This is a genomic window from Flavobacterium sp. HSC-32F16, from assembly GCF_024171645.1.
Taxonomy (GTDB): Bacteria; Bacteroidota; Bacteroidia; order Flavobacteriales; family Flavobacteriaceae; genus Flavobacterium.
The window spans coordinates 43,769-57,433 of the sequence record NZ_JALKAC010000005.1 but is presented as its reverse complement, the minus strand read 5'-3'; the positions used below and the strand labels follow the sequence as shown (position 1 = coordinate 57,433).

The 13,665-nt window shown below is 33.9% G+C and carries 14 protein-coding genes; all 14 read left to right on the top strand.

From position 1 onward, the window contains the following. Window positions 1–187: 187 nt before the first annotated feature. Window positions 188–757, top strand: coding sequence for a DUF3109 family protein (locus L1276_RS15305; RefSeq protein ID WP_253789242.1), 570 nt, complete (start codon window positions 188–190; stop codon window positions 755–757). A 338-nt stretch (window positions 758–1,095) separates the two neighbouring features. Then, window positions 1,096–2,073 (top strand): ribonucleotide-diphosphate reductase subunit beta, encoded by a 978-nt coding sequence (locus tag L1276_RS15300; protein WP_053472511.1) that lies wholly within the window; start codon window positions 1,096–1,098, stop codon window positions 2,071–2,073. A 263-nt stretch (window positions 2,074–2,336) separates the two neighbouring features. Next, entirely contained in the window at window positions 2,337–4,730 is a 2,394-nt protein-coding gene (locus L1276_RS15295) for a ribonucleoside-diphosphate reductase subunit alpha (protein ID WP_253789240.1), read from the top strand. Between the two features lie 130 nt (window positions 4,731–4,860). Beyond that, window positions 4,861–5,103 carry a histidine kinase gene (locus L1276_RS15290; protein ID WP_253789238.1) on the top strand — a complete coding sequence of 81 codons (243 nt, stop codon included), beginning with the start codon at window positions 4,861–4,863 and terminating at the stop codon, window positions 5,101–5,103. Window positions 5,104–5,319: 216 nt separating this feature from the next. After that, window positions 5,320–5,406 carry a hypothetical protein gene (locus L1276_RS25370; protein ID WP_371924197.1) on the top strand — a complete coding sequence of 29 codons (87 nt, stop codon included), beginning with the start codon at window positions 5,320–5,322 and terminating at the stop codon, window positions 5,404–5,406. Continuing rightward, window positions 5,375–5,521, top strand: a complete 147-nt coding sequence (locus L1276_RS25365; protein ID WP_371924196.1) for a type II toxin-antitoxin system RelE/ParE family toxin — start codon at window positions 5,375–5,377, stop codon at window positions 5,519–5,521. Before L1276_RS25370 ends, L1276_RS25365 begins: the two co-directional genes overlap by 32 nt. After that, window positions 5,505–5,810, top strand: coding sequence for a helix-turn-helix domain-containing protein (locus tag L1276_RS15280; protein WP_253789237.1), 306 nt, complete (start codon window positions 5,505–5,507; stop codon window positions 5,808–5,810). The genes L1276_RS25365 and L1276_RS15280 overlap by 17 nt, the downstream gene beginning before the upstream one ends. A gap of 10 nt (window positions 5,811–5,820) precedes the next feature. Then, entirely contained in the window at window positions 5,821–6,093 is a 273-nt protein-coding gene (locus L1276_RS15275; RefSeq protein WP_253789236.1) for a hypothetical protein, read from the top strand. A gap of 243 nt (window positions 6,094–6,336) precedes the next feature. Further along, window positions 6,337–7,734 carry a DUF1800 domain-containing protein gene (locus tag L1276_RS15270; protein WP_253789235.1) on the top strand — a complete coding sequence of 466 codons (1,398 nt, stop codon included), beginning with the start codon at window positions 6,337–6,339 and terminating at the stop codon, window positions 7,732–7,734. A gap of 12 nt (window positions 7,735–7,746) precedes the next feature. Next, a complete protein-coding gene (locus L1276_RS15265; RefSeq protein WP_253789234.1) occupies window positions 7,747–8,910 on the top strand; it encodes a DUF1501 domain-containing protein in 1,164 nt (387 codons plus the stop codon). Between the two features lie 481 nt (window positions 8,911–9,391). After that, window positions 9,392–10,219, top strand: coding sequence for a prephenate dehydratase (locus L1276_RS15260; RefSeq protein WP_253789233.1), 828 nt, complete (start codon window positions 9,392–9,394; stop codon window positions 10,217–10,219). 90 nt (window positions 10,220–10,309) lie between these two features. Continuing rightward, complete coding sequence (locus tag L1276_RS15255; protein ID WP_253789232.1) at window positions 10,310–11,455, top strand: pyridoxal phosphate-dependent aminotransferase; 1,146 nt, start codon at window positions 10,310–10,312, stop codon at window positions 11,453–11,455. Window positions 11,456–11,568: 113 nt separating this feature from the next. Then, window positions 11,569–12,429: a prephenate dehydrogenase gene (locus tag L1276_RS15250; protein ID WP_253789231.1), complete on the top strand. Its 861-nt coding sequence runs from the start codon at window positions 11,569–11,571 to the stop codon at window positions 12,427–12,429. Window positions 12,430–12,441: 12 nt separating this feature from the next. Then, the gene (locus L1276_RS15245) at window positions 12,442–13,524 is read left to right on the top strand and encodes a bifunctional 3-deoxy-7-phosphoheptulonate synthase/chorismate mutase type II (protein WP_253789229.1); all 1,083 of its coding nucleotides are present in this window, start codon (window positions 12,442–12,444) and stop codon (window positions 13,522–13,524) included. The last annotated feature ends 141 nt before the right edge of the window (window positions 13,525–13,665 follow it).

Here is a 13,665-nt window from a genome sequence, read left to right as displayed (position 1 = left end):
TGTAACAATTGATAATTTAACCGTAAAAATCCGCAAAGAATTGCGCAAAGTTCGCAAGGATAAAAAACTAATAATGCTTTGCGAACCTTGCGTAAGCCCTTGCGAACTTTGCGGTTAAATATTTAGAGTGTTTTATCTGCTTTCTTTAACTATCTTTGCACTTTATAAATCAGAGTATTTTAATATCATGTTTCAGTTAGGTAAAACTATTATTTCAGAAGATATTCTGGAAAAAGAATTTGTGTGCAACTTGTCAGCTTGTAAAGGAGCTTGTTGTGTAGATGGAGATGCGGGTGCGCCCTTAAATGAGGCTGAAACTAAAATCTTAGAAGAAATTTATCCAAAAGTAAAACCTTTTTTAAGAAAAGAAGGAATCGCTGCAATCGAAGCGCAGGGAACTTGGGTAACAGGAACTGATGGCGATCTTGAAACGCCGCTTATCGATAATAAAGATTGTGCTTATGTGATTTTTGATGGAAAAACGGCACTTTGCGGTATCGAGCAAGCTTATAACGAAGGAATAGTAGATTGGAAAAAACCAGTTTCCTGTCATTTGTATCCAATTCGTGTAAAAGATTTCACGGAATTTGCAGCGGTAAATTATGATAAATGGGATATTTGTGATGATGCTTGTTCTTTAGGAAAAGAATTAGAAGTTCCGGTTTACAAATTTGTGAAAGAAGCCTTGATCCGTCGTTTTGGACAAGACTGGTATTTGGAGCTTGAAAAAGTAGCCCAGGAACTTAAAAATTCTTAAAATCTAAAGTGTAAAAAATACCCTTTTTCAGGGTTGTTTTTTAACTCAAAAAAATAAAGTTTTAACTCAAAAAAAACTTTTTAAAACAAATAAAAATTTCTTGCTTTTTATATTAAAAAGTCTATATTCTACGGGGCTTGAGGGCTTAATTATTGAATTTAACATATTCATTTACAGTAAATTAATTATTGTATGAAAAATGTTTCAAAAATTTAACGTTGTTAAAAACTACGTCAGATTGTGAATAAGTTTGACTTTTATTTTTGGCGTTAATTGACAATCTTTGTAGTCTATTGAATTAGTAAAAAATTCGGTATAAAAATTAAACAAAAATTGCCATGTCTCAAGTAGAACCAATCTTACAAGAAAATAAAAATCGTTTCGTTATTTTTCCTATCAAACATCATGATATTTGGGAATGGTATAAAAAAATGGAAGCTAGTTTCTGGACTGCTGAAGAAATCGATTTGCACCAAGACTTGACAGATTGGAATAACAAACTTAATGACGACGAAAGATATTTTATTAAACATATTTTGGCATTTTTTGCTGCTTCTGACGGAATCGTAAATGAAAACCTTGCGGAGAACTTTGTAAACGAAGTTCAATATGCTGAGGCAAAATTTTTCTACGGTTTTCAAATCATGATGGAGAATATTCATAGTGAAACTTATTCATTATTAATTGACACTTACGTCAAAGATGAAGCTGAAAAAGCAGAATTGTTTAATGCATTGGAAGTTTTTCCGGCAATTGCCAAAAAAGCAGAATGGGCTTTAAAATGGATCGAGTCTGATTCATTTGCTGAAAGACTTATTGCTTTTGCAGCCGTTGAAGGTATTTTCTTCTCTGGTGCCTTCTGTTCAATTTATTGGTTGAAAAAACGTGGTTTGATGCCAGGTTTGACATTCTCTAATGAGTTGATTTCTCGTGACGAAGGCGTACATTGTGATTTTGCAGTTCACTTGCACAATCACCATTTGGTAAACAAAGTACCAAAAGACAGAATCAAAGAAATTATTGTTGATGCATTAGATATCGAAAGACAGTTTGTGACTGAATCTCTTCCGGTAAGTCTAATTGGTATGAACGCAGGTTTAATGACACAGTACCTGGAGTTCGTAGCAGACAGACTTTTGGTTGAATTAGGGTGCGAGCGTGTTTATGGGTCAGCAAATCCATTCGATTTCATGGACATGATTTCTCTTCAGGGAAAAACTAATTTCTTTGAAAAACGTGTTGCCGAGTATCAAAAATCTGGTGTGATGAACACAGACAGCGATGCTCAAAAAATTTCATTTGACGCAGATTTTTAGAACAACAAAATTAATTTAAGCCTATTTATCTAAAGCCTGAATTAATATTTACAGAACAATTTATTAGGTTAAATCTCTATCACCCAAATCGGAGATTTAATAGCAATTTTAACGGCTTTTCGGTTTGATATTCAAACTGGGAAAGGACAACTATTGAGAATCCTGTAATTCTCGAAAAATAATTTAAAAACACGCAATGTTTAGGTACTGGAATTCGTTTTCTAGGTACTTTCATTTTTTCAATAACCATAAAAGGTAAGCTTATGTATGTAGTAAAAAGAGATGGCCACAGAGAGCCCGTAATGTTTGATAAGATTACAGAAAGAATCAAAAAATTGTGCTACGGCTTAAATGAGCTTGTAGATCCGGTAAAGGTAGCGATGAGAGTTATCGAAGGATTGTATGACGGAGTTTCGACTTCTGAATTGGATAATCTTGCAGCAGAAACTGCAGCATCTATGACGATTGCCCACCCGGATTATGCACAATTAGCGGCGCGCGTGGCAATTTCAAATTTACACTCTAATACAAAAAAATCTTTCTCTGAAACGATGAAAGATATGTACAACTACGTTAATCCAAGAAACGGACAAGATGCTCCATTAATCGCTGATGACGTATTTAAAGTAATTCAGGAAAATGCTGCCTTTTTAGATTCTCATATCATTTACACAAGAGATTTTAATTACGATTACTTTGGTTTTAAAACTTTAGAGCGTTCTTATCTTCTTAAAATAAACGGAAAAATCGTAGAAAGACCACAACATATGTTGATGCGTGTTTCGGTTGGTATTCACTTAGACGATTTAAAATCGGTAATTGAAACGTACGATTTAATGTCTAAAAAGTTCTTTACACACGCAACGCCAACGTTGTTCAATGCAGGGACGCCAAAACCTCAAATGTCATCTTGTTTCCTTTTGGCAATGCAGGATGATAGTATTGATGGTATTTACGATACATTAAAACAAACAGCAAAAATCTCGCAATCAGCCGGAGGAATTGGACTTTCTATTCATAACGTTCGTGCAACAGGATCTTACATTCGTGGTACAAACGGAACTTCAAACGGAATTGTTCCGATGTTGAGAGTTTTCAACGATACGGCTCGTTACGTAGATCAAGGTGGTGGAAAACGTAAAGGAAGTTTTGCGATTTACATCGAAACCTGGCATGCTGATATCTTTGATTTCTTAGATTTAAAGAAAAATACGGGAAAAGAAGAAATGCGTGCAAGAGATTTATTCTTCGCCATGTGGACTTCAGATTTATTCATGAAACGTGTTCAGGAAGATACAACCTGGACTTTAATGTGTCCTAATGAATGTCCGGGATTATACGATGTTTACGGAGAAGAATTCGAAGCAATGTATACGGATTATGAATTTAGAGGAAAAGGAAGAAAAACAATCCGCGCTCGCGAGTTATGGGAGAAAATCCTGGAATCGCAAATCGAAACCGGAACGCCATATATGTTGTACAAAGATGCAGCAAACCGTAAATCGAACCACAAGAATTTAGGAACAATTCGTTCTTCTAACTTGTGCACAGAGATTATGGAGTTTACCTCTAAAGATGAAATCGCAGTTTGTAACTTGGCATCTATTTCGTTACCAATGTTTATTGAAAACGGAAAATTTGATCACGAAGCGCTTTACAATGTTACAAAACGTGTAACTCGTAACTTAAACAAAGTAATCGACAGAAATTATTACCCAGTTCAAGAAGCAGAAAATTCTAACTTACGTCACCGTCCGGTTGGTTTAGGTGTGCAAGGTTTAGCAGATGCTTTTATCATGTTGCGCATGCCGTTTACAAGTGATGAAGCTAAACAATTAAACCAGGAAATTTTCGAAACATTATACTTCGCTGCTGTAACCGCTTCTATGGAAATGGCAAAAGAAGAAGGACCATATTCGACATTTGAAGGTTCTCCAATGTCAAAAGGAGAATTCCAATACAACATGTGGGGAATGAAAGATGAAGAATTATCAGGCCGTTGGGACTGGGCTTCATTAAGAAAAGAGGTTGTAGAACATGGAGTTCGTAACTCATTATTAGTTGCGCCAATGCCAACTGCTTCGACTTCGCAGATTCTTGGAAACAACGAAGCTTTTGAGCCTTATACATCAAACATTTACACACGTCGTGTATTGTCGGGAGAATTTATCGTAGTAAACAAACACTTACTAGAAGATTTAGTAAAATTAGGTTTATGGAACGAAGATTTGAAACAAGAAATCATGCGTCATAACGGATCTGTTCAAAACATTGATGTGATTCCGCAAGACTTGAAAGAATTATATAAAACAGTTTGGGAAATGTCCATGAAAGACATTATCGATATGTCTCGTCAAAGAGGATATTTCATTGACCAATCGCAATCGTTAAACTTGTTTATGCAGGATGCAAACTATTCTAAATTGACTTCAATGCACTTTTACGCTTGGCAGTCAGGTTTAAAAACTGGAATGTATTACCTAAGAACAAAAGCGGCTGTAGATGCGATTAAATTTACATTAAACAACGATAAAAAAGAGGAAACAGCTCCAGCATTAGTTGCAGAAACGGAAGCAATCAGCGTTGAAGATTACAAAGCGATGCTTTTAAAAGCACAAGCTGCAGATCCTGAAGATTGTGAAATGTGTGGGTCTTAATTTTTTAGAGAAAAGTAAATAGAGTAAAGAGGAAAGATTATTCCTTGAATTAATATAAAGCAGTTATTGTAATGATAACTGCTTTTTTTATTTTATATTTGAATATTTAATAGTAAAAATAATACAAATAATGAAAATAGAAATTGAGAATTATAATCGAATTGCAAAACAATTAAAAAGAGAATATTCAAAACTATCAGATTTTGAAATTTTATCATTAGCGATTCAAATACAGAGAAATCAAATTTTAGAAAATGGATTGGCAGTTAGTTCATCAGATAAATATCCTAGTGCGCTAGAGGCTATAGCTATTGCATTGGGTTATGAAGGAAGCAATTCAATAACTATTACTGATGTGTTACGAAATATTTAGAGAGGAAGTTTAATTGTTTTTAGGATCAATGAGTTGTACTTTGGTACAACTTTTATACATTTGTATTTTATGAGTAATAATCAAAAGATTAGAACTGTTATTTTTTTTAAAAATTATTTCAATGAGTTTTTTGTTAAGCAAAAAGAAAAAGTTCAACAAAAAATTGTGTGGACGATTGATTTAATTTAAGAGCTCGATAGGATTCCTGAAACGTATTTGAAATGTATTGAAAACACAGATGGACTTTATGAAATTAGAATACAACAAGGAAATGACATTTTTAGAATTTTTTGTTTTTTTTGATGAGGGAAAGTTAGTTGTATTGGCTCATGGATTTCAAAAGAAAACTCAGAAAACACCAAAGAAAGAAATTAAAAAAGCTTTAAAAATTAAAAAGGAGTATGAAAACGAAAAATAAGAACCTAACAACTTTAGAAGAGTTTAAAGAGCAACATTACGGAAAAATTGGAACACCAAAACGTTACGAATTAGAAGCGGGTTATGAAAATTTTAAAATTGGAGTTTTGCTTCAAGAAGCGAGACTTCAAAAAGGAATGACTCAGGAAGAACTTGCTGTAAAAGCAGGAACAACAAAATCATATATTTCTAAGATTGAGAATAACGTAAAAGAAGTCAAATTTTCGACACTTCAAAAAATTGTAGAACTCGGATTAGGAGGACATTTAGAACTGTCGATTAAATTATAATTTAAAATAAATGGATTTATTAGAAAAAACATTTCATAATAAAGAAGAGTTCTACAATCTTGCTTTGGAATATTTTCATAATATAAATTCCCAAGAACATGAAAATATTGATTGTGATGAAATTATTCCAAAATCAATTTCAATTTTGATTGACCATGATTTTATTTCTACTCCATGTATTGAGATTAAATTAGAACTTTCTAAAGATGAAAAAAAGATGGGTAACTATTTTCTTTATGTTAATGAATATAAAGAATTCATAGATGAATTTCTAATAACATAACCCGTGGTTTCAACCACGGGAACAGAATGTATTTCCACAATGCGTTTTCCCGTGGTTGAAACCACGGGCTATGTTTGATTATGATTGCCGAATATGATTAAACAATATCCCCAAAAATTCCCCGTTCTAATTGTTACCAAAGACTTTAAAATCTCAGCACCTCAGAATCTCAGCGCCTTAGTATCTTTTAAAAGATTAAACCTTTAAAAGAAACTCGAGTCTTATTGTAATAATTTCTGAACGATGAAAAAAAGCAGTCTTTGGTCCTTACGATTAGGTTTTTCAGGAAAACAAACTTCGCAAATAGAAAAACTCGGCTTAGAAAAATTTCTAAATCAATCTTACAATTCAAAATTTGATACAGAAATTCCAGACTTTCTGCAAGATCAGCCTAAAACTACTTTAGAGTTGAAACAAGTTAGGGAAATCATCAAAACTTCAGATCCCGAAACCAAAAAGGAAATTCAAAAAAAAGAAAATCAAGCGACTGCCGAGTTCAAAAAATGGTGGATTGCTAAAATGCGTAACGATGAATTTCCGTTGCGTGAAAACATGGTTTGTTTCTGGCATAATCATTTTGTTTCGACTTCACAAAAAGTAAAAATCAATTACTGGATTTGCCAGCATAATATGATTTTACGCGAAAACGCTTTTGGTAATTTTAAAGAATTAACCAAGCAGATTCTAAAATCGAATGCAATGGTTCGTTATCTCGACAATGGCGATAATAAAAAAGGAAAAGTAAACGAAAATCTAAGCCGTGAATTACTGGAATTGTTCACAATCGGAATTGGAAATTACACTGAAGAAGATATTAAAAATGGCGCAAAAGCTTTAGCAGGTTTAAATGTTGGAGATGAAGGTGCTGTTTACAGAAAAAATATTGAAGATAATAGCGATAAAACCTATTTCGGAAAAACAGGAAACTGGAAAGCAGATAATTTAGTCGATATTATTTTCGAACAGAAAAATATCCCTTATTTAATTACTCGAAAAATTTTGAAATGGTTTATTTACGATAATCCACCAGAAGATTTGGTTATTTATTATGGCGATTATTTTCGAAAGCAAAAGTTTGAAATAGAACCTTTATTGACTAAAATTTTTACGGAAGAATTTAAAAAAGAGAATTCAGGAAATAAAATCAAAAATCCGCTGGTTTATATTTTACAGCTTTGCGACGAATTGCAGATGGAAAATGTGAATGATGCCGCGATTATGGCTTTTATAAAACAGCAGGGAATGGATTTGTATAATCAGGTAAATGTAAAAGGCTGGGATAGCGGAAATTCTTGGCTGACTTCACAGATTTATCTCCAAAGAAACAATACAGCCGATTTATTGTGCAGTGGGAAAAGTCTCAATCGAAAGGTTTTGAAAACAATGGTAAACGGAGTTGAAAAAGAAAAGTCAGAATATGAAAAAACTACTGTAAAAGTCAATTTTGATTCAGATGGAAATAATAAAACGATTATTTCTGAACTATCAGACCGATTGTTGTTTACCGTCAGCGATTCAGCTCAAAAAGACATGGAAAATCTTCTGAAATACGATTTTGATCCCAAAAACCCGCATGCCGATTTTGCGGTAGTCAGGCTTTTAAATTACATCACAAAACTTCCCGAATATCAATTAATCTAAAAAGCAGTAATCATGAACAGAAGAAATTTTCTAACACTGACAGGAACTTTTACAGGCGGATTACTTGTGCTTCCTGATTTCTTACACGCTTTTGGTTCTCAAAATAATTTGATTGTAGGAGAGCAATGTGTTGTTTTTGTACAGCTGAATGGCGGAAACGACGGTTTAAATACTTTTATTCCGTATGATGATCCTTTGTATTACGATTTACGAACCAAGATTGCTTTAAATAAAGATTTGGTTGTTGGAAAGAATAAAGGAATGGCATTTCATCCTTCACTAAAGGATTTTGCCCAAATGCAGCAAAACGGGGATTTAACTGTAATTCAAAATGTAGGTTATCCAGAACCGATTCGTTCGCATTTTAGAAGTCAGGAAATTTGGCTGACTGCAACTGATTCAAATAAATATATAAATGAAGGCTGGCTCGGAAGATTTTTAGATCTGCAATGCAACGGACATCAGGCAACGGCGGGAATCAATTTAGATTCGATTGATAATTTGGCTTTAAAAGGAGTTGAACCGAATTTTATAACCGTAAAAGATCCAGATCGTTTTAAAGTAAAATCAAAAGAAGAGAATGTGACATTATCTAAAAATCCGCATTTAGATTTTGTTCGAAAAATTGCAAACTCAGTTACCGAAGGTTCCGATGAAATTCAGAAAGCTTTGGCGAAGTCTAAAACGGAAATCAGTTATCCGAAAACAGAATTATCAAAAAACCTGGAATGGATTGCCCGATTGATAAAAGGAAATTTAAACTCAAAAGTATATTATACGTCTCTGAACGGATTTGATACGCACGACAATCAGCTTTCTATTCACGAAAGAAAATTGACGGATTTAAACGATTCCTTATATAGTTTTTATTCTGATTTAAAAGAAGCGCAGTTAATGCAAAATGTTACGATTGTCGTTTTCTCCGAATTCGGAAGACGTGTAAAAGACAACGGAAGCGGAACCGATCACGGAACTGCAGCTCCAATGTTTATTATTGGAGGAAATAATAAAGGAACTATTTTAGGAAAAAATCCAAATTTAGCCGACTTAGATAATGGCGATTTAAAATATGAAATTGATTTCAGAAGTGTCTACGCTTCTTTATTAAAAGAAAAAATGAATTTCGATTATTCTAAAATTGGAATTTCGAATAAACCGGTTTCGGGGTTGTTTTGAGGAAATTTTGCCACGAATTACACAAATTTCCACGAATTTTTATTTTGTTTATCTATATCATAAATTCATAAAGTTAAATTTTGAGAGATGATGATTTGTGGGAATTTGTGTAATTCGTGGCGAAAAAAACTTAGCGCCTTAGCATCTCAGTACCTCAGTACCTTTAAAACCTCATTATAAATATCTCATTTTAAGCCCATATTTTTATATTATCATACAAAACCTGCCAAATTTGTTAAGAAATCCTTTTTTGTTTCATAAAATGCAATCTTTTTTTTGGTGCACTAAAAATAATTTATACATTCGCAGAGAATTTATTGAAAAACACAAACAAAATGTCTAATAACCGTTTTTATTTTAGCAACTCTTTTTATTTCTTCTTTAGTAGAAGTGAGGATTGTGCTATGGTTATTTGAAAATATAAAAGACAAATAAAACTAATATACAATCCTGATGAAAATCAGGATTTTTTTTTGAATATATGACAACGAAAATTGCAATACAAGGTATTAAAGGATCTTTTCATCATCAGGTTGTGAAAGAGTATTTCTCTGAAAATGTGGATATTGATGAATGTTTGTCTTTTGAAGAATTGATTGACAGCCTTATTTCCGGAAAATCTGATCAGGCCGTTATGGCGATCGAAAATTCTATTGCAGGACCGATTATACCGAATTATGCTTTGATTGATAAGAATAATTTACACATAATTGGAGAGCATTATTTAAACATTCAGCAGAATTTAATGGCTTTAAAAGGTCAGAAAATTGAAGATATAAAAGAAGTTCATTCACACCCAATGGCACTTTTGCAATGTATGGATTTCCTGAAACAATATCCAAATATCAAATTGATTGAGGATAAAGATACAGCCGAAACAGCGAGAAGAATTCAGGAAAAACAGTTAACCGGAATTGCAGCAATTGCAAGTGTAACGGCTTCTGAAATGTATAATTTAGATATTATTGCATCTTCAATTCAAACGATTAAAAATAATATGACACGTTTCGTAATCATTAAAAAGCAAAATTCATTTTTGCCGGAAAGCGAAATCAACAGAGCGTCAATCAAATTTGAATTGGATCACAAAAGAGGAAGTTTAGCAGCAGTTTTAAATGTGATGAGTGACTGCAAACTGAATTTGACAAAAATCCAGTCGCTTCCAAAAATTGAAACACCTTGGAAATATTCATTTTTCGTAGACGTGACATTTGAGAAATACGAAGATTTTGCAAAAGCCAAAACGTTATTAAATATCATGGCAGAATATTTTAAAGTATTAGGAGAATATAAAAATACCAGACCGTAAGTCTTAAAGTTGGAAAGCCTAAAGTCTTAAAGTCAAAAAAGAAAAAGCATACAGCCTAAAGCTTAAAGCATATAGCAAAAATTAAAAACAATGATTACAACAGCAAAACGATTAGACACAGTTGAAGAATACTACTTCTCATCAAAATTGAGAGAAGTTCGTCAGTTGATGTCTGAAGGAAAATCGATCATCAATATGGGAATCGGAAGCCCTGATTTGAGTCCGTCAAAAGCAGTAATTGAAGCAGTCGCTGCAGCAATTCAAGACGAAAACGGACATGGTTATCAAAGCTATCAGGGATTACCGGAAATGAGACAAGCGATGGCCGATTTTTATAAAGATCAGTTTGGTGTTGAAGTGAATCCGAATAATGAGATTTTACCATTGATGGGTTCGAAAGAAGGAATTATGCACATTTCGTTAGCATTTTTAAATGAAGGCGATCACGTTTTGATTCCGAACCCAGGTTATCCAACTTATACTTCGGTAACTAATTTGGTCGGAGCGGTTCCGGTTTATTATGATTTGAAAGAAGCAAATGGCTGGGAACCGGATTTTGAAGCTTTAGAAAAACTGGATCTTTCGAAAGTAAAAATCATGTGGCTGGGATATCCGCACATGCCGACAGGAGCGAGAGGAAGTTTAGCGTTATTTGAAAAATTGGTTGCTTTTGCTAAAAAACACAACATATTATTGATCAACGACAATCCGTACAGTTTTGTTTTGAATGATAATCCAATGAGTTTATTGCAGGTTGAAGGTGCTAAAGAGGTGGCTTTAGAATTGAATTCACTTAGTAAAACCTTCAACATGGCCGGATGGAGAGTAGGAATGGTTTTAGGAAATCCTGAAATTATCGATGCAGTCCTAAAAGTAAAAAGTAATATGGACAGCGGCATGTTTTACGGAATTCAGAAAGGTGCAATTGCCGCTTTAAAATGTGATAAATCATGGTTTGAAGATCAAAACAAAATTTACAGACGCCGTAGAGAATTAACGGAGAAACTAGCAGAAAAATTAAACTGTAAAGTATATAAAGAAGGAGTCGGGCTTTTTGTTTGGGCAAAATTGCCGGAAGGAATTGAATCAGCAGAGAAGTTCATTGACGAAATATTATATGAGAAACATATTTTCATTACACCGGGAACCATTTTTGGAAGCAACGGCGAAGGATATATTAGATTCTCATTGTGTGTGAAAGAAGAAAAAGTACAGGAAGCGATAGATCGATTTTAGTATTAAGATTATAGAACCAAGAGCCAAGACTTCTTAACTATTGTCAGGCTGAGCGAAGTCGAAGCCTTTCTAGTTGGAATTTGGAATTTTAAACTTGGAATTTAAAAAAGATTATGAAAGTATACGTAATAGGAATAGGATTAATAGGCGGTTCGATGGTGCTGGACATCAAAGACCAGCATCCTGATTCGACCATTTTTGGAATCGACAGCAACGAAAAACATTTGCAGGAAGCCATTGATTTAGGAGTTATCGACGAAGCAGGAAGTTTTGAGGATTTGGCTGAAGCTGATTTTGTAATCGTTTCGGTTCCGGTAGATGTGGCGCTGACGGTTTTGCCTAAAGTTCTGGATTCGGTTGGAGATAAAACAATTGTTTTTGAAGTAGGTTCGACCAAAAAGCCAATTTGTGAAGCAGTAGCAAGCCATCCGAAAAGAAGAAATTTTATTGCCACGCATCCAATAGCAGGAACAGAGTTTTCAGGACCTTCGGCGGCGATAAGAGGTTTGTTTAAAGGAAAAACAAACATTATCTGCGAAGTGGAAAAAACCACTTTTAAACTGCAGGAAAAAGCGTTAAAGCTTTTCAGCGAAATCGGAATGAGGATTCGATATATGGATCCAACTTCGCACGACAAACACATTGCTTACGTTTCGCATTTATCGCACATTAGCTCGTTTATGCTCGGGAAAACGGTAATGAACAAAGAAAAAGACGAACAGGATATTTTTGATATGGCGGGAAGTGGATTTGAAAGCACCGTTCGTTTAGCAAAAAGTTCGCCCGCAATGTGGACGCCGATTTTTAAGCAGAATAAAGAGCACGTTCTGGAAACATTAGAAGCATATATTTCAAACCTGAGTCGGTTTAGGGATTTGTTGAAAGAAGAAGATTATAACGCCATTTTTGAAGAAATGGAAAGCACAAATAAAATAAAAGAAATACTAAACGGATTAACAACAACTAAAAAGTAAATTAGAATAAAGATGGAAAATAAAAAAGAAATGAGAAAGTGGTTAGAAGATTTCAATTTAAATCACCCACTTGTGATAGCTGGACCTTGTAGTGCAGAAACTGAAGATCAGGTTTTAAAAATCGCTCATGAATTAAAAGATTCAAAAGTTAGTGTATTCAGAGCTGGAATCTGGAAACCAAGAACGCGTCCAGGAGGATTTGAAGGTGTTGGAGAAATTGGATTAAAATGGTTACAAAAAGCAAAAGCTGAAACTGGTTTATTAATGGGTACTGAAGTTGCAACTGCAGCTCACTGTAAACTGGCTTTAGAACATGATATCGACGTTTTATGGGTTGGTGCCCGTACAACTGCAAATCCATTCGCAGTTCAGGAAATTGCTGATACTTTAAAAGGAACAGATAAAATCGTTTTGGTTAAAAACCCAGTAAACCCGGATTTAGCTTTATGGTTAGGTGGAGTTGAGCGTTTACATATGGCTGGAATCGAGAAATTAGGAGTTATCCACAGAGGTTTTTCTACTTACGAAAAAACAAAATACAGAAATATTCCAGAATGGCAGATTGCTATCGAATTACAAAATAAATTCCCTGATTTACCATTGATCATCGATCCATCTCACATTACAGGAGATCGTAAAATGATTTTTGAAGTAACACAAGAGGCTTTAGATTTGAATTACGATGGTATGATTATCGAAACGCACTTCGATCCGGACAACGCTTGGTCTGATGCTGCTCAGCAAGTTACTCCAGACGCTTTGAAACAAATCATTAAAGATTTGACGATCAGAAAAACAGATGATACTACAGATGAGTACAGTTCAAAAATGACAAAACTTAGAGCTAACATCGACGTACTTGATGCTAACTTATTAGAATTGTTAGGAAAACGTATGAAAGTGGCTGACGAAATTGGTCAGGTGAAAAAAGATGCAAACGTTGCGATTCTTCAAAACAACCGTTGGAACGAAATCTTAGGAAAAATGATTTTGGAAGGTGAGAAAAAAGGTCTTACTGAAGAATTTGTTTTAAGAATGTTCAAAGCAATCCACCAGGAAAGTATTGGTCACCAAGAGAAAATTTTCAACGCATAATTTTCTTAAAGCATATAAGTGATATAAGATAATTTAAGTTTTTTTTAAACTGCCGTTAGAATTTATTATATCACGATTTTAAAAATAGATTGTTTTTTTATATTAAATCTCCACTGCTTTCGAGCTTTGGGGATTTTTTTT

What these genes read in the sequence shown, in the direction of transcription:
- L1276_RS15305 (WP_253789242.1), top strand. Translation starts at nt 188, where the DNA reads ATGTTTCAGTTAGGTAAAACTATTATTTCAGAAGATATTCTGGAAAAA.
- L1276_RS15300 (WP_053472511.1), top strand. Translation starts at nt 1,096, where the DNA reads ATGTCTCAAGTAGAACCAATCTTACAAGAAAATAAAAATCGTTTCGTT.
- L1276_RS15295 (WP_253789240.1), top strand. Translation starts at nt 2,337, where the DNA reads ATGTATGTAGTAAAAAGAGATGGCCACAGAGAGCCCGTAATGTTTGAT.
- L1276_RS15290 (WP_253789238.1), top strand. Translation starts at nt 4,861, where the DNA reads ATGAAAATAGAAATTGAGAATTATAATCGAATTGCAAAACAATTAAAA.
- L1276_RS25365 (WP_371924196.1), top strand. Translation starts at nt 5,375, where the DNA reads ATGACATTTTTAGAATTTTTTGTTTTTTTTGATGAGGGAAAGTTAGTT.
- L1276_RS15280 (WP_253789237.1), top strand. Translation starts at nt 5,505, where the DNA reads ATGAAAACGAAAAATAAGAACCTAACAACTTTAGAAGAGTTTAAAGAG.
- L1276_RS15275 (WP_253789236.1), top strand. Translation starts at nt 5,821, where the DNA reads ATGGATTTATTAGAAAAAACATTTCATAATAAAGAAGAGTTCTACAAT.
- L1276_RS15270 (WP_253789235.1), top strand. Translation starts at nt 6,337, where the DNA reads ATGAAAAAAAGCAGTCTTTGGTCCTTACGATTAGGTTTTTCAGGAAAA.
- L1276_RS15265 (WP_253789234.1), top strand. Translation starts at nt 7,747, where the DNA reads ATGAACAGAAGAAATTTTCTAACACTGACAGGAACTTTTACAGGCGGA.
- L1276_RS15260 (WP_253789233.1), top strand. Translation starts at nt 9,392, where the DNA reads ATGACAACGAAAATTGCAATACAAGGTATTAAAGGATCTTTTCATCAT.
- L1276_RS15255 (WP_253789232.1), top strand. Translation starts at nt 10,310, where the DNA reads ATGATTACAACAGCAAAACGATTAGACACAGTTGAAGAATACTACTTC.
- L1276_RS15250 (WP_253789231.1), top strand. Translation starts at nt 11,569, where the DNA reads ATGAAAGTATACGTAATAGGAATAGGATTAATAGGCGGTTCGATGGTG.
- L1276_RS15245 (WP_253789229.1), top strand. Translation starts at nt 12,442, where the DNA reads ATGGAAAATAAAAAAGAAATGAGAAAGTGGTTAGAAGATTTCAATTTA.